Origin of the sequence: Rheinheimera pacifica (assembly GCF_900108485.1) — a bacterium.
Classification (GTDB): domain Bacteria; phylum Pseudomonadota; class Gammaproteobacteria; order Enterobacterales; family Alteromonadaceae; genus Alishewanella; species Alishewanella pacifica.
In genome coordinates this window covers 287,946-305,622 of sequence record NZ_FNXF01000003.1, presented here as the reverse complement: position 1 = coordinate 305,622, position 17,677 = coordinate 287,946, and the positions used below count along the sequence as shown (strand labels likewise).

The window sequence follows — 17,677 nt, the reverse complement described above, 5'->3', positions numbered from 1 at the left end:
GAGGCAGATCAATATCAGCTGACACGCCAGCGCTTATCATGGCTATCAGTCAATCGCCAGCAGTGTTAAAGAGGTTAAGATGTCCGTCAGCAACTGGGACCCAAAGTTAATCAGTAAGTACAATATTAACGGCCCGCGCTATACCTCTTACCCCACAGCATTGGCGCTGAGTACTGATTTTGATAAAACGCTGATCTGCGCTGCGATAGTGCAAGGCCCGGAGCAGCTTAGCCTTTATATCCACATCCCGTTTTGCCATAAGCTTTGCTACTACTGCGGTTGTAATAAGGTGGTAACCCGGCATCAGCATAAAGCCGATAGCTATCTGGATGCGTTAGCGCAGGAGATGGCGCTGTACCAGCCGTTGCTGGCGCAAAAACAGATTATTCAGCTGCATTTGGGCGGTGGTACGCCAACTTTTTTAACTGAAGTACAACTTAGCCGCCTAATGGCGTTACTGCACCGCCACTTTACCCTAACGCCGGATGCGGAAATCAGCATTGAAATTGACCCACGCAGCTGCGATGACAGCAAGCTGGCGCATTTACGCACGCTTGGCTTTAACCGGGTAAGTTTTGGCGTGCAGGACTTAGATGAAAAAGTGCAAATTGCCATTAACCGGGTGCAGGACACTGCACTTATCTGCCATCAGGTACAGCTTAGCCGTCAGCTGGGGTTTAGCTCGGTTAATCTTGATCTGGTATATGGTTTGCCCTTTCAGCAGCCAGACAGTTTTGCCAGCACGCTGGAACAGATTATTCAGCTGCAGCCAGACCGTATTTCATTATTTAGTTACGCCCATTTGCCTGAGCGTTTTGCTGCCCAGCGTAAGCTGGACGACTCCAGCTTGCCAGATGCCACGCTTAAACTGCAGCTACAAAGCATGGCTATTAACGCCTTTGTGGCGGCCGGTTATCAGTTTATTGGTATGGACCATTTTGCCCGGCCGGATGATGCCCTAGCCAAAGCACAGCTTGCCGGTAAGCTGCAGCGTAATTTTCAGGGCTATACCACAGCCGGGCAAAATGCCCTGATTGGCCTTGGCGTGTCCAGTATCAGCCAGGTAAAGGGTGTGCTGTGGCAAAATGGTAAAGAGCTACCGGCCTATTATGCAGCCATTACCGCAAGCCAGTTGCCGGTTGAGCGCGGTTTTAGCTTAAGCGCTGATGATAAACTACGGGCAGCCTTGATCAGCCAGTTAATTTGCCACTTTGAGCTGGACTTGGAAACATTTAGCCGCCAGTGGCGCTTGCATGGTTTCTGGCAATACTTTGCCCGGGCGCTGGAGCGCCTGCAGCCGTTTATGGAAGATGGCCTGGTTGAGGTCTATGCCGGGCGGATCAATGTAACCGCAGCAGGGCGGTTATGGGTGCGAAGTATTTGCGCTTGCTTTGATGCTTATTTAACTCAGGGCCAGCAGCGTTATTCTAAGGTTATTTAGGGTAGGTGATAGCAAATTTTCTGTTGCCGCCCCTTGTACTATGGTGAATTAGAGCCCATTATGCGCGCACGCAGTGGTGCAAAACCGCTGTGTGCGTTGGTTAACATGAGGTGTTATGCGCTGGCTAAGTAGTTTTGCCATACTGTTTTATTTAAGCTTATTGTGTACGCCGCAAGCCTTTGCCGTGCACGATGCACGCTTATCACCTCTGGCCGACTCTCAGTTTCATGCAGTAAACCCTTCACTGCATCAGCACACGTTAAATACCCCACAGGATAAAGACGATCAGCCGAAATTTGCTGTTATACCGGCAAAGCGCAGCGCAGTTTTTAGTTTAACCGGTGTAGCTGCTGTGGTGATATCCATGGCGCACCACACAATAGTTGTTAGTCCCCAACAGGCCAGAGCCCCACCGCAATTTTCCTTAAGTTAACGCTTAACCCGGTACCCTGACATCTATAGCACTGTGCTCCTTCGCAGGTGTTTTGTGTGTTGTCAGGCCGGTTAAATACCGCACTCTGCTTTTTTGTATTAGGCACCTTAACGGGTTGGTGCAGAGTGCTTAGCTGCCCCTTACTCATTGCATGATGGGCGCGGTGGCTGTAGCAACAAAGCTAAGGATAAACTGATGTTAAATAAAAACCCTGCCTGGCGCTATGTGCTGGTGATTGGCATGTTATTGCTGGCACTGGTGTATGCGCTGCCAAATTTATACCCGGAAGATCCGGCGCTGAATATCAGCGCTACCCGCGGTGGTACTGTCGCTGAACAAACCCGCTCGCAATTGGAACAAAGCTTCCGCGCAGCCAATATTGCAGCTAAATCGGTTGTGCTGGAGGACGGCCAAATTCGGGCCCGTTTTAACAGCACTGAAGATCAGTTACAGGCCCGTGAAATTGCCAACCAGCAACTGGGTGCTAACTTTGTTACGGCGCTTAATCTGGCACCTGCCACACCAGACTGGTTAAGCGCGATTGGTGCCACACCGATGAACCTGGGGCTGGACCTGCGCGGTGGTGTGCACTTTTTACTGGCGGTGGATATGAAAGCCGCGCTGGATAAAAACCTGAATGACCTGGTGCAAACTTTCCGTGCCGACTTACGTGAAGATAAAATCCGTTACCGCACTGTGCAGGCCGATATTGGCCGTGGCCAGGTACAGGTTACTTTTCGCAGCACCGAAGATCTGACAGCGGCTGAAGCCGCACTGAGAAAACGCGATCGTGAACTGGTGTTTACTACCAGCAGCGACAACCTGACCTTGCTGGTTGGCATTAGCGAAATCCGCTTAAAAGAAATCCGTGAATATGCGCTGGAGCAAAACATCACCATTATCCGTAACCGGGTAAATGAAATTGGTGTGGCCGAGCCGTTAGTGCAGCGCCAAGGCGCTGATCGCATCGTGGTGCAGTTACCAGGGGTGCAAGACACGGCTCAGGCAAAAGAAATTCTGGGTGCTACGGCATCACTGGAGTTTCGTCTGGTAGACACTGAAGGCGATTTAGGCTCGGCGCTGGAAGGCCGGGTGCCGCCTAATTCAGAGCTGTATTACAGCCGCGATGGCCGCCCGGTACTGCTGGAAAAACGCATTATGCTTACCGGTGATCATATTACCGGTGCCAGCTCTGGCTATGACGAATACAGCCAGCCGCAGGTAAATATCAAGCTGGATGCCAAAGGCGGAACCTTGCTGTCGGCGGGTACCAAAAACGCAATAGGCCGGCGTATGGCATCAGTGTTTATTGAGTATAAGCCTGGTACTGAAATAGGCGCTGACGGCAACCCGGTACTGGTTAAACAACAGGAAGTCATTAACGACGCTACCATCCAGGCCCGTTTAGGCCGTGATTTTGTGATTACCGGTATTAACTCGCCAGCCGAGGCGCAAAACCTGGCCACCTTACTGCGGGCTGGTGCTTTAATTGCGCCTGTTCAAATTATTGAAGAGCGCACCATAGGTCCAAGTTTAGGTAAAGAAAACATTGAGCTGGGCATAACGGCTATTCAGTGGGGGATGGCTGCTGTGCTGTTGTTTATGGCGGTGTACTACAAAGCGTTTGGCATGGTAGCGAATATCGCACTGGTGGCCAACCTGGTACTGATGGTGGGCATGATGTCGCTGATCCCCGGTGCTACGTTAACCTTGCCGGGTATGGCGGGAATTGTGCTTACGGTGGGTATGGCGGTAGATGCCAACGTACTTATATTTGAGCGTATCCGTGAAGAGCTACTGGAAGGTCGCTCGGTGCAGCAAGCTATTCATCATGGCTATGACCGGGCCTTTGCCACCATTGCCGACTCTAACATTACCACCTTACTGGTAGCGCTGGTGTTGTTTGGTATTGGTACCGGGCCGGTAAAAGGCTTTGCAGTAACGCTGGCGATAGGCATTTTAACGTCTATTTTTACGGCGGTAGTCGGCACCCGTTTATTAGTTAATTTGATTTGGGGTGGCCGCCGTGTGCAGTCACTGCCGATATAAGGAGCCCGGCATGCAGGTATTTAATTTTGCCAAACCGCTAAATTTTATGCGGTTAAAATGGGCGGCTGTTGTGTTGTCAGCCGTGCTGGTATTGGGATCTTTTGCTTCTATTGCTATTAACGGCATTAACTGGGGGCTGGATTTTACCGGCGGCACTGTGATTGAGGTTGGCTTTGCCAAACCGGCTGATTTAGTGGCAGTAAGGCAAACGCTGACAAATGCCGGCTATGAAGATGCGGTGGTGCAGCTATTTGGCACCAGCCGCGATGTGCTGATCCGTATTCCGCTGCGCGTCGATATTGCCCAGGCGGTGGTGGGGGACACGGTGCTGCAGGCACTTAATAGCCAGCAGGCTGAAGCTGTAACCATGCGCCGGGTTGAGTTTGTCGGGCCAAGCGTTGGCGAAGAGCTAAAGCAAGATGGTGGCCTGGCCATGCTGATGGCACTGCTGGGTATTCTGGCCTATGTTGCCATGCGTTTTGAATGGCGATTATCGGTTGGCGCAGTAACAGCATTGACACATGATGTTATTTTAACCCTTGGGCTGTTCTCCGTATTGCAACTTGAGTTTGATTTAACTGTGCTGGCAGCCATACTGGCGCTGATAGGTTACTCGATTAACGATACGATTGTGGTCTTTGACCGTATTCGCGAAAGTTTCCGTAAATTGCGTGAAACAACGGTAGCAGAAACCATCAACGATGCGATTACCTCCACGTTAAACCGCACGGTTATTACCTCCTTAACCACTATGCTGGTATTAGTGGTGTTGTTTTATATGGGCGGTGCTTTAATACATGGTTTTGCCACTGCACTGCTGTTTGGTATCGCAGTAGGCACTTACTCGTCTATTTATGTGGCCAGTGCTATTGCCGAGATTCTGGGCATCAGCCGTGAAGATATGCTGCCACCGCCGCCGGTAGATAAAGAAGGCGAGGGCAGCGAGGCACTCTGATTAATAACACGACGCTGTAGCTAAGCTGTAGAGAAAAGTGTTGTTGCTAAAAAACGCCCCGCAATTTAAAACTGCGGGGCGTTTTTATTAGTTCACAACCCGTTTATTAGTTAATAACCCGGGCTTGCTGCTGTGATCAGCTTGGGTGCACCTCATCTGCTGCATGTTCGTCTGGTGCTTCTTGTTCCAGTTGCTGCAGTTTATGTTCAAGCCGTTTGGGTGAGCCGGTATTTCGCGCTAACGCTATATACATTACCGGTACAACATAGATGGTCATCAGTGTTGCCAGCGATACCCCGGCGAAAATAACCATACCTATTACCATCCGGCTTTCTGAGCCCGGGCCCGATGCTACTATCAGCGGTATACTGCTCATTGCAGTGGTAAAGGCTGTCATCACAATAGGGCGTAACCGCTGTGCTGCCGCTTGTTGAATGGCGGCAACAAACTCCATGCCGGCATCGCGCAACTGGTTGGCAAATTCAACAATCAGAATACCGTTTTTCGCTACCAAACCTATCAGCATTACCAAACCAATCTGGCTGTAGATATTCAGTGTCATGCCACTGAAATACAAACCGGACAAGGCACCCACTAACCCAAGTGGAACCGTGATCATAATAACCAGCGGGTGAATAAAGCTTTCAAACTGCGCTGCCAGCACCAGATAGGTGATCAGCAGGGCCAGAATAAATACCATCAGGGTAGAGCTGCCGCTTTCCTGATACAGCAGCGATTCGCCTTTGTAATCAATACCAACGGTGTCCTGAATTTCTGTTTTAACCACGTTCTCCAGATATTCCAGCGCTTCACCCAGGCTGTAGCCCGGTGCCATACTGGCGGTTAACGTAATGGCCCGCATCCGGTTGTAACGGTTCAGGCTGGATGACGTTGCCTCTTCACGCAGTGTTACCAGGTTATCCAGTGGGATTAGCTCGCTTGACGTATCCGAGCGCAGGTAAACATTGCTGATACTGCCCGGTGAGCTGAAATCGTCGTCCAGGCCTTCAATAATGACATCGTACTCTTTACCACGATCTAAGAAAGTGGTTACCCGGCGACCGCCCAACATAGCTTCCAGCGAACGGCCAATGGCACCGACAGAAATACCCAAATCGCCGGCGCGCTCGGTGTCAATTTCTACCAGTATCTGCGGCACAGTTTCTTTATAGTCGTGATCCAGCATCAGAATATTGGGATTTTCTGCCGCTTTACTGATCACAATATCGCGCCAGCGTGCCAGCTCTTCATAGGTATTACCCTGCAATACAAACTGGATTGGCCGGCCACCGCCACCGCCGCCACCCAGGCCGCTACGCATAAAGGTGAAAGCACGTACATCGGGGATGTCGTTTAGCTTTTCGCCTACTTCGCCCATTAAGTCCTGCGTGCGGCGTTTACCGTTATGCCAGTTTTCAGTGCCGACTATGGCAACACCGCCACTGTTACCCCAGCCCGGCACACGTACCAGTAAGCGGTTAAATTCGCCGTCATGGTAGTAGGGCATCAGTACATCTTCAATCAGGCGCATATTACGGCTATTGCTGGCATAACTGGCACCTTCTGCCGGGCTCATCATGACAAAGAAAGTACCGCGATCTTCTGTTGGCGCCAGTTCGCTGGGTAACAGTTTTACCAGCATATAACTGGCTAAAAAGCACAGCACAACCACGACGATCACCGGCCACCGTGTAGCGCAAACAACATCCAGTTGGCGCCGGTAGGCATTTTCCAGTTTATGAAAGGCACCATGCAGCCACAGGCCGAGCTTGCTTTCACGTTTCTGGTGCGTCAGTAACTTACTGCATAGCATCGGCGATAACGTAAGCGCGGTAACACTGGAAAACGCCACCGCAGCGGCAATTGCCAACGCGAACTCGGTAAAGAGTTTACCCAGCTGGCCTTGCATAAACACCAGCGGCACAAACACCGAAATAAGTACCAGCGTAGTGGCAATAACCGCAAAACCAACCTCGCGTGCGCCGCGATAAGAGGCCAGCAGCGGATGCTCGCCTTGCTCAATACGCCGGTAAATGTTTTCCAGTACCACGATAGAGTCATCTACCACCAGACCTATGGCTAGTACCATGGCCAGCAAGGTCAGCAGGTTAACCGAAAAATCCAGCGCAAACAGCACGGTAACCGCCGCTACCAGCGATACCGGCACGGTAATAGCCGGAATAAAGGTAGCGCGGATATTACCTAAAAACAGAAATATCACCACAATAACCAGCGCCATGGCGATGGCCAGAGTGTTATAAACTTCTTTAATCGACTCGGCAATAAACAGTGACGAATCGTAACCCGGCTCAATGGTGGTACCTTCAGGCAGGGTAGGCTTAATCCGCTCCATTTCTGCCCGGGCGGCTTTAACCACTTCCAGCGTATTGGCTTTTGACTGCTTAATAATGCCGATACCCAGCAGGTTTTTACCGTCGCCGCGAAACTCGCTTTCTTCGTTCTCTGCCGTTAGCAGTACATCGGCAACTTCGCCAAGCCGTACCAGATAATTATTGGCGCCACGTTTAATAACCAGCTTGCGAAAATCTTCCTGTGATTTGTAGGTGCGCACGACACGCACGGTAAAATCGCGATCGGTAGATTTTATATTACCGGCAGGCAATTCTACGTTTTCTGCCCGTAATACGTTTTCAATATCCTGCACTGTTACACCGCGTGATGCCATAGCATCGCGGTCCAGCCAGATACGCATGGCGTAATCGCGTGAGCCGCCCAGTTGCAAGCGGGCTACCCCGTCAACCACGGAGAACCGCTCGACAATGTAACGGTCGGCGTAGTCGGTCAGCTCCAGTGAGGTCATCGTTTCGCTGTTTAACACAAACCAGGCGATAGTGTCTTCATCGTCACTGGCTTTGGACACTTCTGGCGGATCTGCCTGATCTGGCAGGTTGTTTAAGGCACGTGACACCCGGTCACGTACATCGTTGGCGGCAGAATCTATGTCGCGTTCAACGGCAAATTCAATAGAAATATTCGAGCGGCCATTACGGCTGACCGAGTTAATATTTTTAATACCTTCAACACCGCTGATGCGATCTTCCAGCAACTGAGTAATTTTAGACTCAACAATTTCGGCTGAGGCGCCAGGGTAGTTAGTGCTGATACTAACAATAGGAGTATCAATATCCGGATACTCGCGCAGCGGCAGCATACTAAAGCAGACAATACCAAACACCACCAGCAGCAGGTTTATAACGGTGGCAAATACCGGCCTTTTAACCGACACATCGGACAGCAGCATATCAGCCTCCAACCCGGTTAATGGTCACACCTGAGCGCAATTTCTGAATGCCCTCAACTACCACTTCGTCGCCTTCTTCTAACCCGCTAAGTATTTCCACCCAGCCCGGTACGCGCTGGCCGGTTTTTACCTCGACCTGAGTCACTTTGTTATCAGCACCTACTTTATAAACAAACTGTTTTTGCTGCTGTGGCACCAGGGCTTTTTCTGAAATCTGCATGGCCTGACGATTGTCCAGCTCCAGCTTTACATGCAGCAACATGCCAGGACGCAGGCGTAAATCGTCATTAGGTAAAGCGCCGTGTACTGTTACGGTACGGGTTATCGGGTCCAACCGGGTATCAATAGCGCTGACTTTGCCGTTAAAGCTGATATTGCCATAAGCGGCATTGGTAACGGTTAACGGCATACCTACACTGATATCGGCCAGATAATGCTCGGCAACGCTAAACGCCACCCGCAGGGTATTTAAATCATCCAGCGTGGTGATCACAGTGCCATTGGTAATATATGCGCCAACACTAACCTGGCGCAGGCCCAGATAGCCATCAAAAGGTGCGCGGATAGTCATTTCCGCTAACTGGGCTTTGGCAATGTCCAGCTGGGCCAGCGTGGTATTAACCCGGGTTTGTTGTTCATCCAGCATCGATTGCGCGGTGGCCTGAGTGGTAGCAAGATTTTTCAGCCGGTCCAACTGGCGTTTTTGATCTTCCAGGATGCCTTCCAGCTCTGTTACGCGCGCACGCTCTTCCACATCATGTAAACGGGCAATCACTTCGTCTTTTTTGATGGCTTTGCCTTCACGAATATTCAGTTCGGTGACAAAGTCACTGGTAGGGGAGATCAACTGAATTGAGTTATTGGAAATACCGGTACCCAGTGAATTAACGCTGCGGATCATCGGCTTGGTTTCTACTTTAGCAGTACTTACTGCTACAACAGCGGCGTCGCGGCGGATGTCAGTTTTCTGGCTGGGTATCCAGTATAAATAGCCTACAAATACCAGCAGAGCGATGAGAATCACCCAAATTAATTTTGAATGTAATTTTGCCACAATAACCCCGGATAACAGCTTAATAATAATTTCTGCCTTATTGTATGGAAGAAAGCGTTGTTTAGATTTCCTGTTATCGCAGTCGCAGCGGCGTTGGTCGCTTAAGCAGGGTATAACTGCGGTTTAATTTAGCAATATCTGCTGAACTAAACGGCAAAGCCTGCCATATTGGCCATAATATAGCGGCAGCGGAGGTAATTAACATGCAGCTGAATCAAATTCAGGGTGGTGCCAGCCGGGGTGGTGCAGCCTTGATGTTAGGTAGTGGCACCATATTACTGCTACTGTTGCTCAGTGTACTCTGGGTGGAGCAACTTAACGTTCTGCATGCTCTGGCATTTGTTATGGCGGCACTGGGGCTTTTTGCCGGTTGGGCCAAGTTGTCTGAGCCTGCCTATTTTTTGCAGTATGATGAAAAAGGGTTACGCTATTTTCACCGCCGCGGCAGTTGGTTTTTGCCCTGGAACAGTTTTTTATACAGTGGTGTACCACAGCTGGAGCAAAAAAAACTCAGCTATATCGCCTTTAAACTGACTGACTACGACAGTTTTTTACAAGGCTTACCACTGCGGTTGGCTGTGCGTATCATGACAGAGCAACGCGCCTTGTATGTTGAAGCAATACGCCAGGGCTGTAACAGTGGGCAGTGTGCCAGTGAGCTGTTGGCAGAGGGCGAAAATTTCAATACGGCTAATCAGCAATATAATGGTATTAAGGCGGCTTTTGCTCACCGGATGCAGCGTTTGGTAAATGCCACTGGCTTTGATATTTTTGTGCCTGTTGAACTTAGCGAAGCAGATGCGCTTAACCTGTGTAAGCAGATTAATCAGGCGAGGTTACAATGTATCCAGAATACAGTAACCTAGACACTAGGTACTGACTGTATCATAATATTGTCATTACCGGATATTGTGCAGGGCAATGAATGAATACTTACGAAAAAGCATTTTTAGTTAGTGGTCGTAACACTTTGATACATAAGAATAAAAAGCTTGACCTGGTTGTGGTGAATGATGATAACGACCCGGTGATAATCGTGACACGCCATGGCGTGAAAGTTTTCAGTGAAACGGTACCGGCTAATAAGGCTGATGCAAAAGATCGCTATATGGAAGTGGTAGATATTTCCAGCTCTGATGTTTTTAGCGAGGTAAAAACCTTACTATTTGTGCAGGCTATTAATAACAAAGAATATAAGATTGATTACAGTAAAGCGGGTACAGACTTGTTTATCCGTATCCATCAGGAAAACTATATCTGATGTATTAGCCACAACTGAGCCCTGCGGGAATAAAAGGGCTTGTGTTCAGGCCGGTTATTTGCTTCATTAGACTAGCTTTCGTGCAGTAACCTGAAGTGTGAAGCCATATGCAATTTACCGAGCACAATAATAGTATAAAGATAACCGTGCCTGTAACTCTGAATGCGCTGACGGCGCAGGACGTTAACGCCCAGTTACAGCAAGCCGGCTATGGCCGTTGCTTTTTAATCCAGGATCAACTTACCAACCTGCTGATAGAATATCAGCAAATTCAGCAAAAAATTAAAGACAAACTGCAAGCCGAAGGTGTGCCGTTAACCTATCGTATTGCAGATATGCGCCCGGCTGAGCTTAAGTTTGATATCAGCGAAGATAAAATGTCAGCCGCCGCCATTATTACCTCAGCCTGGGGCGGGCCTCCGGTGTCGGCTAATATGCTGGTTAAAGCCGCACAGGAAGCCGGTGTCGTATTTGGTTTTAGTAAAGAGCACATCATTAAGCTGGTAACACATGCCAGCAAGGCCGATCCCGGCAGCAAAGTAAAACTGGTTATAGCGCGTGGCCGCCAGGTAGTGCAGGGAGTTGATTCCCGTTTTGAAGCACTGATCCCCGATATGGAAAGCCGGCGCAATAAACCCTTACTGCAGTCTGAAGAAAAAGCCGATTTACGCGACTTCGGGGTTATTCCGTCAATTCGCGCTGCCGAGCCGTTAATGCGCCGGCATCCGCCTACTGCCGGGGTAGATGGCATGACCGTTACCGGCAATGTATTGCCGGCCACACCTGGCCATGTTGTGGAATGGAATTTGGGCGAGGGTAGTGAGTTATCGGCCGAGGATGCTGATTTGCTGTTGGCTGCGCGTGATGGTTTACCCCGGGTAATCGAAAACGGCGCTACCGTTGATGAGGTGTTTACCGTCAAGAATGTAGATTTGGCTACCGGGCATATTATTTTTCGTGGCTCCGTCGTTATTAACGGCGATGTGACTGAAAGTATGAAAGTGATTGCCGGCGGCAATGTCTTTGTAAAAGGCTTCGTTGAAGGCAGCCTGATTGAAGCCGGTGGCGATATCAGAATTGGTGGTGCCATTATTGGCCACCAGATAGCCACTGTAGAAAAAGATACTGAATACAGCACAGAGCTAAAAGCTCAGGGCGATATAGAGTGCAATATTGCCCAATATGCCCGCTTAAATGCTAACGGCAATATCTACGTTAAAAAGCAAATTATGCATTGCGCGGTGTCTGCCGCTAAAGTGTATGCCGGCCCTGAAGACAATCCTAATGGTAAGGTAATTGGTGGTTATTTTTATCTGGATTATGGTATTCATACCGGCAATTTAGGTGCGCCGTCCAGCAGCAATATTTATATTGAGCTTAACCGGCTGACCGATCCCATAGTGGAAAAACAAGAAGTACTGCGCGCCAGTATTGCTGCGGCGAAAAAAGATATGCTGGATATTCGTGAACAGTTGGAGAAGCTGAAGAAAATTGAAGGCAACGCCCAGATAGAATTACGCCGCCAGGAGTTACAGGGCGAATTTGATGAGCATAAAACCGTGGCGCTGGCATTAATAGAGGATGTCAAAGCACTGGAACTGCAGCGCAAAGAAAAACTGGGGCAGGCGCTTATTGTGGCGCATCAGCAGTTGTTTTCAGCGGTTGAGGTGCATTTTGATAAAGACATTATCCGTAGCCGTCGTGAGTACGGCCCGTCAAAAATCCTGCTGGTAGATGGCAGTGTGTCAATAGAACCATTCTATTAATATGAGTCAGGCTGCGTTTTCGACAGTTGGCAACTACTTTGCGATGCAGGGTAATGTGTTTTTTACAGTGCTGACGTAGGCTTTGTCTGTCATCGTTACCGGGTAAATTATCAGTGAAGCGTTTTTTCTGTACCTCTATGCTCTTGCTTGCACCGCTGCTACCTGCAGCTGAGTGCAATATGGCCTTTGCGCACGGTATTATTATTTCACCTGATCAGATCCGTATTATGCAAAACAACCGCACCCATGTGCAGATAAATGCTGATCATCAGCTGTTTGTTCGCGGTGAGTGGGTTACGCTGGAAGATGACGACACCTTATTACTGGCGCAGTACAGCCAGGGTTTACGTCGTTTTGTGCCAGAAATTGTCAGTATAGCGGTAGACGGCGTGGAGCTGGGATTGTCCAGCATTGAAGCCATGTTCAGCGGTATTGGCAGCCAGGCGCAGCAGGCTGAATGGCGCGAGCTGGTGCGGGAAACTACCTTTCAGTGGATGTCGCGCTTTGTGCGCAGTAACGATCACTTCTATCTGGCGCCGCAGAGCCTGAATGAGCTGGATTATTTTCTGCATGACGAATTAAAACCCCAACTGGATAACCTGGCCCGCCATACTGTTGGTGCGGTATGGGGGGCACTGCGTGATGCCTTGCGTCATTCAGACAGTAACTTTGAGCGTTCAGATAACCAGGATTGGCAGTCGGTTGGCCAAATGGTTGATAAAATTAATCTGGGGCTGGATGCTAAAGCGGTAGAGCTGGAAGAAAAATCGGCGTTATTCTGCCAGCGTATGCAGGAGCTGGATGAAATTGAAAAACAATTACAACAGCGCCTGCCTGAGCTGAAACGTTACGACGTGGTATCACAAAAGCAGTAGCGCTTTAAACCACGCCGTATTCTTCACCCAGCACCGGTGGCATTGCATTGTCTACTTCGTCATTAATGGCATCCAGAGTTTTTTCTGCTTCATCAAGTGAGCTGACTTCAGCGACATGAAACAGCGCTTCACCTTCGTTTACCAGCGGCAGGTTGTTACGGCCAATGACAATGCCGTCAAAGCTGGCCGGCACTGCCACCTCAAAATCAGAGTAGGGTGAATAGATGTGCGCCAGCACATCGCCGGTTTTTACTGTTTGGCCCAGACCGACATAGTAGCGTGCTATGCCGTCGTGTTCGGCCCGTACCCAACTGCTTTTTTTAGAAAATAACGATTTGGTGGTCGGCTTTTTCCGCACGGCCCTGAGCATACCCAAATCGGTCATCACATTTAAAATACCGCGCACGCCGACATTGATCGATTGCTCGTCAAAGCGCAGCGCTTCACCGGCTTCATAGAGCAAAAGCGGAATGCCTAAATTATTGGCCGTGCCACGCATAGTGCCGTCGCGGCTGGCAGCTTTAATAATAATGGGCGCGTTAAACACTTCAGCCATTCGCAGCGCCACTTTGTCTTTGGCGCTGGCGCGAACCTGGGGCAGGTTAGAACGGTGAATAGCGCCGGTGTGCAGGTCAATGGCATGAGTGCAGTTTTTTAATATTTTGTCAGTAAACTGAAATGCCATCCGGCTGCCGAGTGAGCCTTTTTCGCTACCGGGGAAGCTGCGGTTTAAATCGCGCCGGTCGGGTAAATAACGGGATTGCTGCACAAAGCCATAGGTGTTTACTATCGGCACTATAATAAGCGTACCTTTAAGCTGATTCAGCCGAGGTAGCTTTAGCAGGCGGCGGCATATTTCTACGCCGTTAATTTCATCGCCGTGCAGCGCTGCGGTAACCAGCAATACAGGCCCGTCTTTACGGCCATGGATCACATGGGCACCAATGTTCAGTTCAGTGTGGGTATATAGTTTACCAAAAGGGATATCTACTACAGCGCGACTGCCAGGAGGGATGCTACTGTTACCCAGTATAAAAGGTGCTCTGGTGCCATTTTGCATTAGCCGGTTCCTTTGGTGTTAAGTTTACGCCTGGTTTTGTGGCTGGCCACTTTTTGTTCCAAAAAGGCAATGCTGATATCAGCAATATCTTTGTCAGTAGCTGCCTCAATGCCCTCAAGTCCGGGTGAGCTGTTCACTTCCATGACAACCGGGCCATGGTTCGAGCGCAGTAAATCTACGCCAGCGACATTTAAACCCATGGTTTTCGCAGCCCGTATAGCTGTGCTGCGTTCTTCCTTACTTAGCTTTATTGCTGAAGCTGTGCCGCCACGGTGCAGGTTTGAGCGAAACTCGCCGGCTTTAGCCTGGCGCTTCATGGCTGCGACGACTTTATTACCAACAACAAAACAGCGGATATCGGCACCATTAGCTTCGCGGATATATTCCTGCACCAGGATATTGGCATTTAACCCCATAAAGGCCTCTATTACGCTCTCGGCAGCGGTGCGGGTTTCAGCCAGCACTACGCCGATACCCTGAGTACCTTCAAGCAGCTTTATTACCAAAGGTGCCCCGCCTACCATTTCGATAAGGTCGGGGATATCGCCGGGTTTATCAGCAAAGCCGGTTACCGGCAGGCCAATACCCTGGCGTGCTAATAACTGCAGGCTGCGCAGTTTGTCACGGGCGCGGCTGATGGCAACAGATTCATTTAAGCTGTATACACCCATCATTTCAAACTGGCGCAGTACAGCTGTGCCATAAAACGTAATCGAGGCACCGATCCGCGGGATCACTGCATCAAAGTTTTCCAGCACCTGGCCTTTATGGTGAATAGAAGAATTGGTGCGGTTGACGTTCATATAGCAGGTAAGCGGATCGATCACCTGTACCTGATGGCCACGCCTGGTTGCAGCTTCCACCAGGCGTTTGGTGGAATACAGTTCAGCATTGCGCGACAAAATCGCAATTTTCATGCGCTCTCCAATAAGAGGTAAGATCAGCTGCTATTGTAAAAGTGTCTGCGCCCTGAGGCAGCAACAATACTGTTGTCAGTAGCAAATAATCAGCTTGCTTTTTATGTTAGCAGCAGTAATGAGCCTAAACCCAGGAAAACAAAAAAGCCGGTCATGTCAGTAATAGCAGTAAGCACAACTGAGCCCGCTAAAGCCGGGTCAATATTTACCTTTTTCATCCAGATTGGAATGATGACACCGGCAAATGCCGACACGACGATATTAATAATGACAGCAAGCCCGATAACTATGCAAATAACCCAGTTGTCGAACCAGACATAAGTTAACACCGCAATAACCAGCCCCCACAGCAAGCCGTTAAGCCCGGCTACACCTAAGGCTTTACGCAATAGCGTCATATGGGTTTGCGGAGTAATTTGTTCCAGCGCCAGACCGCGGATTATCAGCGTAAGAGTCTGGCTGCCAGCTATCCCCCCCATGCTGGCAACTATTGGCATCAGTACGGCTAAAGCCACTATTTCTGCCAGCGTAGCTTCAAACAGCCCTATAGTATTGGCTGCCAGAAATGCGGTAATAAGGTTTACCCCCAGCCAAAGTGCGCGGCGTCTGGCACTGTAAAATACCGGTGCAAATAAGTCTTCTTCTTCGTCCAGACCTGCGGTGTGCATAAATTGACTTTCAAGGCTGCGGCGCACGTTTTCGAGCGCTTCGCCAATAGATAAGCGACCAAGCAACTTACCTTCATCATCAACAACCGCTAAAGCGGTGTAGCCGGAACGCGAAACAATATCCGAGCCCTGATCCAACTCCATTTCACCTTCAACCACAGGTGCTTCGTTATCAATCACGGTTTCAATCGGCAGGTGGCTGGCAAGGCCAAGTAATTGCGTGGCATGCACCAGCCCGGCATAACGGCCAGTGCGATCCACTACAAACAGGGCATCGTGGTATTCTGCATCTTCTGCCAATTGGCGAAACAGCCGGATAGCGTCACGTACTTTGGCATTTTTATTGATGATCAGCATATCGTGATCAGCATAACGGCCACACTGATCTTCATCATATGCCAGTGCAGTGTCCAGCCAGCGACGCTGGCTTTCATCAAGGCGTGAACAGGCGTAGTCGTAAATCCGCTGCGGCAGCTCATCGAGCAGCTCAATCAGATCATCAACTTCCATGCCTTCAACCAGGCTGCGTAGCTGCGCTTCATCTAACTGTTTAAAGATATTGTCACGGGCATCTACCCGCATATAGGTCAGTGCTGCTATCTGATCATCCGGGTGCAGGCTTAGCCAGGTGCTTACCCGCTGCTCTACCGGCATGGCCTCCAGCGCAATAGCAATTTCTTCCGGCTCCAGCTGGCTTAGCTTTCCGGTCAGGTGTTCTGCTTCATCTTCGTTAAAGCTGTCGCGTACTATTTCTTCAATATCCAGCGGTTGGTTTTCAGCCATTTACAACTCCCTAGCCTGTGGTTGTGTTACCACCAGCCGCGTATTTTAAACCATGTCAGCCCTGCAATACCGCCTGTTGCCATAGCAATCAGCACAATAAAATAGCCATTCATCATTTGCAGCTCCGGCATATTGATAAAGTTCATGCCGTATATGCCAGCAATAAATGTCAGAGGAATGAAAATAGTGCTGACAATGGTTAATACTTTCATCCGTTCGTTTATCTGATGCGAAGTGGTAGAGAGATAACCTTCTACCAGATCGCTGAGCTGATCGTAATACATATCCGTCATGCTGTGCAGCCGCTCAAATTTCTCGTAAAAATCACGGATTTCTGTGCTGTTAAAATGGCGCAACAGCGGGCTTTGCTCTTCATATACAGCGTCAGAAAAAATATCTTTCTGATAGGCCAGGTTGCGATTAATTTTGCGCAGCACCGAGCGGTAGCGCATTATGCGTGCCATATGCTCATCATTGCCACGGTGCAGCATAACATCTTCCAGTTCACTCTGTTCATCTTCAAAATTAATTAGTTTTTCCAGGTAACTACCTGATACCACAAAAATTAACTGTTTTATCCAATCGGCAATGTTACTGTTTTTTCCTGCAGTGATCTGAGGTTCTAACTGTTTTAACAGCACAGGGTTATGACATTGTATTTTACTGATTAACACCTGTTTGGAATACAATAAATTAACCTGAGCGCTGCTGTTGTATTCACTAAAGTCAGCATCGGCATAACCGCGCATAATCAGCAGGGTAAAGTCGGTTTGCGCTTCCATTTTCGGCGGGTGACGCTCCCGGCTGAAATCTTCAGCCAGAGTGGGGCCTATGGCAAAGCGCTGCATAATTTGCAGTTGTTCTTCCTGGCTGGCATTGTTCAGGTTTATCCATAGGCGGGCTTCAGCTGGTAAATTTGTCGGTAGCTGGGCGAAGGTGCATTCGCGCCAGTTGTTGGTTTCAGGTTCAAAATAGCTAAGTAAAATCATACTGTTTCTCCAGCGATAGCGCTTTTGCTACAGCATACTCATAAAAGCCTGTTGCGGGCAAATGAACTAAGGTTGGCAAGGCTAATCGGTAAAAGGCGGGTTTCTTAAGGCGATTGGCAGTGGTGGTTGTAATAGCAGCCAATAAAGAGAGTATAATGCGAATC

14 protein-coding genes are annotated in these 17,677 nt (G+C 49.4%); 8 read left to right on the top strand and 6 right to left on the bottom strand.

Annotated elements, in window-relative coordinates; translation table 11 throughout:
* Positions 1-79: 79 nt before the first annotated feature.
* The 4 genes from hemN (at position 80) to secF (ending at position 4,878) form a co-directional block, all read left to right on the top strand.
* On the top strand, positions 80-1,441 hold the full coding sequence (gene hemN, locus BLW68_RS05910) for an oxygen-independent coproporphyrinogen III oxidase (RefSeq protein WP_092791262.1): 1,362 nt from the start codon (positions 80-82) through the stop codon (positions 1,439-1,441).
* 115 nt (positions 1,442-1,556) lie between these two features.
* Positions 1,557-1,874: a hypothetical protein gene (locus BLW68_RS05905; protein ID WP_092791260.1), complete on the top strand. Its 318-nt coding sequence runs from the start codon at positions 1,557-1,559 to the stop codon at positions 1,872-1,874.
* A gap of 195 nt (positions 1,875-2,069) precedes the next feature.
* Positions 2,070-3,923: a protein translocase subunit SecD gene (secD, locus tag BLW68_RS05900; RefSeq protein WP_092791238.1), complete on the top strand. Its 1,854-nt coding sequence runs from the start codon at positions 2,070-2,072 to the stop codon at positions 3,921-3,923.
* Between the two features lie 10 nt (positions 3,924-3,933).
* On the top strand, positions 3,934-4,878 hold the full coding sequence (gene secF, locus BLW68_RS05895) for a protein translocase subunit SecF (protein ID WP_092791235.1): 945 nt from the start codon (positions 3,934-3,936) through the stop codon (positions 4,876-4,878).
* Between the two features lie 136 nt (positions 4,879-5,014).
* Here secF and BLW68_RS05890 read toward each other — a convergent pair whose 3' ends face one another.
* On the bottom strand, positions 5,015-8,140 hold the full coding sequence (locus BLW68_RS05890) for an efflux RND transporter permease subunit (RefSeq protein ID WP_092791233.1): 3,126 nt from the start codon (positions 8,138-8,140) through the stop codon (positions 5,015-5,017).
* Position 8,141: 1 nt separating this feature from the next.
* Positions 8,142-9,194 (bottom strand): efflux RND transporter periplasmic adaptor subunit, encoded by a 1,053-nt coding sequence (locus BLW68_RS05885; RefSeq protein ID WP_092791231.1) that lies wholly within the window; start codon positions 9,192-9,194, stop codon positions 8,142-8,144.
* A 203-nt stretch (positions 9,195-9,397) separates the two neighbouring features.
* Between BLW68_RS05885 and BLW68_RS05880 the strand changes: the two genes are divergently transcribed.
* The 4 genes from BLW68_RS05880 to BLW68_RS05865 all read left to right on the top strand — a co-directional run bounded on the left by BLW68_RS05880 (position 9,398) and on the right by BLW68_RS05865 (position 13,096).
* Positions 9,398-10,060 (top strand): DUF2982 domain-containing protein, encoded by a 663-nt coding sequence (locus BLW68_RS05880; RefSeq protein WP_092791229.1) that lies wholly within the window; start codon positions 9,398-9,400, stop codon positions 10,058-10,060.
* 59 nt (positions 10,061-10,119) lie between these two features.
* Positions 10,120-10,455 carry a hypothetical protein gene (locus BLW68_RS05875; RefSeq protein WP_092791227.1) on the top strand — a complete coding sequence of 112 codons (336 nt, stop codon included), beginning with the start codon at positions 10,120-10,122 and terminating at the stop codon, positions 10,453-10,455.
* Between the two features lie 146 nt (positions 10,456-10,601).
* Positions 10,602-12,221, top strand: a complete 1,620-nt coding sequence (locus tag BLW68_RS05870) for a flagellar assembly protein A (protein WP_245728279.1) — start codon at positions 10,602-10,604, stop codon at positions 12,219-12,221.
* A gap of 179 nt (positions 12,222-12,400) precedes the next feature.
* Positions 12,401-13,096: a DUF2884 family protein gene (locus tag BLW68_RS05865; protein WP_092791223.1), complete on the top strand. Its 696-nt coding sequence runs from the start codon at positions 12,401-12,403 to the stop codon at positions 13,094-13,096.
* Positions 13,097-13,100: 4 nt separating this feature from the next.
* Here BLW68_RS05865 and BLW68_RS05860 read toward each other — a convergent pair whose 3' ends face one another.
* From BLW68_RS05860 to BLW68_RS05845, 4 genes are all read right to left on the bottom strand, one after another.
* Positions 13,101-14,156 (bottom strand): succinylglutamate desuccinylase/aspartoacylase family protein, encoded by a 1,056-nt coding sequence (locus BLW68_RS05860; protein ID WP_092791221.1) that lies wholly within the window; start codon positions 14,154-14,156, stop codon positions 13,101-13,103.
* Positions 14,156-15,073, bottom strand: coding sequence for a 30S ribosomal protein S6--L-glutamate ligase (gene rimK, locus BLW68_RS05855; RefSeq protein ID WP_092791219.1), 918 nt, complete (start codon positions 15,071-15,073; stop codon positions 14,156-14,158). Before rimK ends, BLW68_RS05860 begins: the two co-directional genes overlap by 1 nt.
* A 101-nt stretch (positions 15,074-15,174) precedes the next feature.
* Positions 15,175-16,524 (bottom strand): magnesium transporter, encoded by a 1,350-nt coding sequence (locus BLW68_RS05850; RefSeq protein ID WP_092791218.1) that lies wholly within the window; start codon positions 16,522-16,524, stop codon positions 15,175-15,177.
* A gap of 26 nt (positions 16,525-16,550) precedes the next feature.
* Positions 16,551-17,513, bottom strand: coding sequence for a magnesium transporter CorA family protein (locus BLW68_RS05845; protein ID WP_092791216.1), 963 nt, complete (start codon positions 17,511-17,513; stop codon positions 16,551-16,553).
* Positions 17,514-17,677: the final 164 nt, after the last annotated feature.

What these genes read in the sequence shown, in the direction of transcription:
- hemN (WP_092791262.1), top strand. Translation starts at nt 80, where the DNA reads ATGTCCGTCAGCAACTGGGACCCAAAGTTAATCAGTAAGTACAATATT.
- BLW68_RS05905 (WP_092791260.1), top strand. Translation starts at nt 1,557, where the DNA reads ATGCGCTGGCTAAGTAGTTTTGCCATACTGTTTTATTTAAGCTTATTG.
- secD (WP_092791238.1), top strand. Translation starts at nt 2,070, where the DNA reads ATGTTAAATAAAAACCCTGCCTGGCGCTATGTGCTGGTGATTGGCATG.
- secF (WP_092791235.1), top strand. Translation starts at nt 3,934, where the DNA reads ATGCAGGTATTTAATTTTGCCAAACCGCTAAATTTTATGCGGTTAAAA.
- BLW68_RS05890 (WP_092791233.1), bottom strand. Translation starts at nt 8,140, where the DNA reads ATGCTGCTGTCCGATGTGTCGGTTAAAAGGCCGGTATTTGCCACCGTT.
- BLW68_RS05880 (WP_092791229.1), top strand. Translation starts at nt 9,398, where the DNA reads ATGCAGCTGAATCAAATTCAGGGTGGTGCCAGCCGGGGTGGTGCAGCC.
- BLW68_RS05875 (WP_092791227.1), top strand. Translation starts at nt 10,120, where the DNA reads ATGAATACTTACGAAAAAGCATTTTTAGTTAGTGGTCGTAACACTTTG.
- BLW68_RS05865 (WP_092791223.1), top strand. Translation starts at nt 12,401, where the DNA reads ATGGCCTTTGCGCACGGTATTATTATTTCACCTGATCAGATCCGTATT.
- BLW68_RS05860 (WP_092791221.1), bottom strand. Translation starts at nt 14,156, where the DNA reads ATGCAAAATGGCACCAGAGCACCTTTTATACTGGGTAACAGTAGCATC.
- rimK (WP_092791219.1), bottom strand. Translation starts at nt 15,073, where the DNA reads ATGAAAATTGCGATTTTGTCGCGCAATGCTGAACTGTATTCCACCAAA.
- BLW68_RS05850 (WP_092791218.1), bottom strand. Translation starts at nt 16,524, where the DNA reads ATGGCTGAAAACCAACCGCTGGATATTGAAGAAATAGTACGCGACAGC.
- BLW68_RS05845 (WP_092791216.1), bottom strand. Translation starts at nt 17,513, where the DNA reads ATGATTTTACTTAGCTATTTTGAACCTGAAACCAACAACTGGCGCGAA.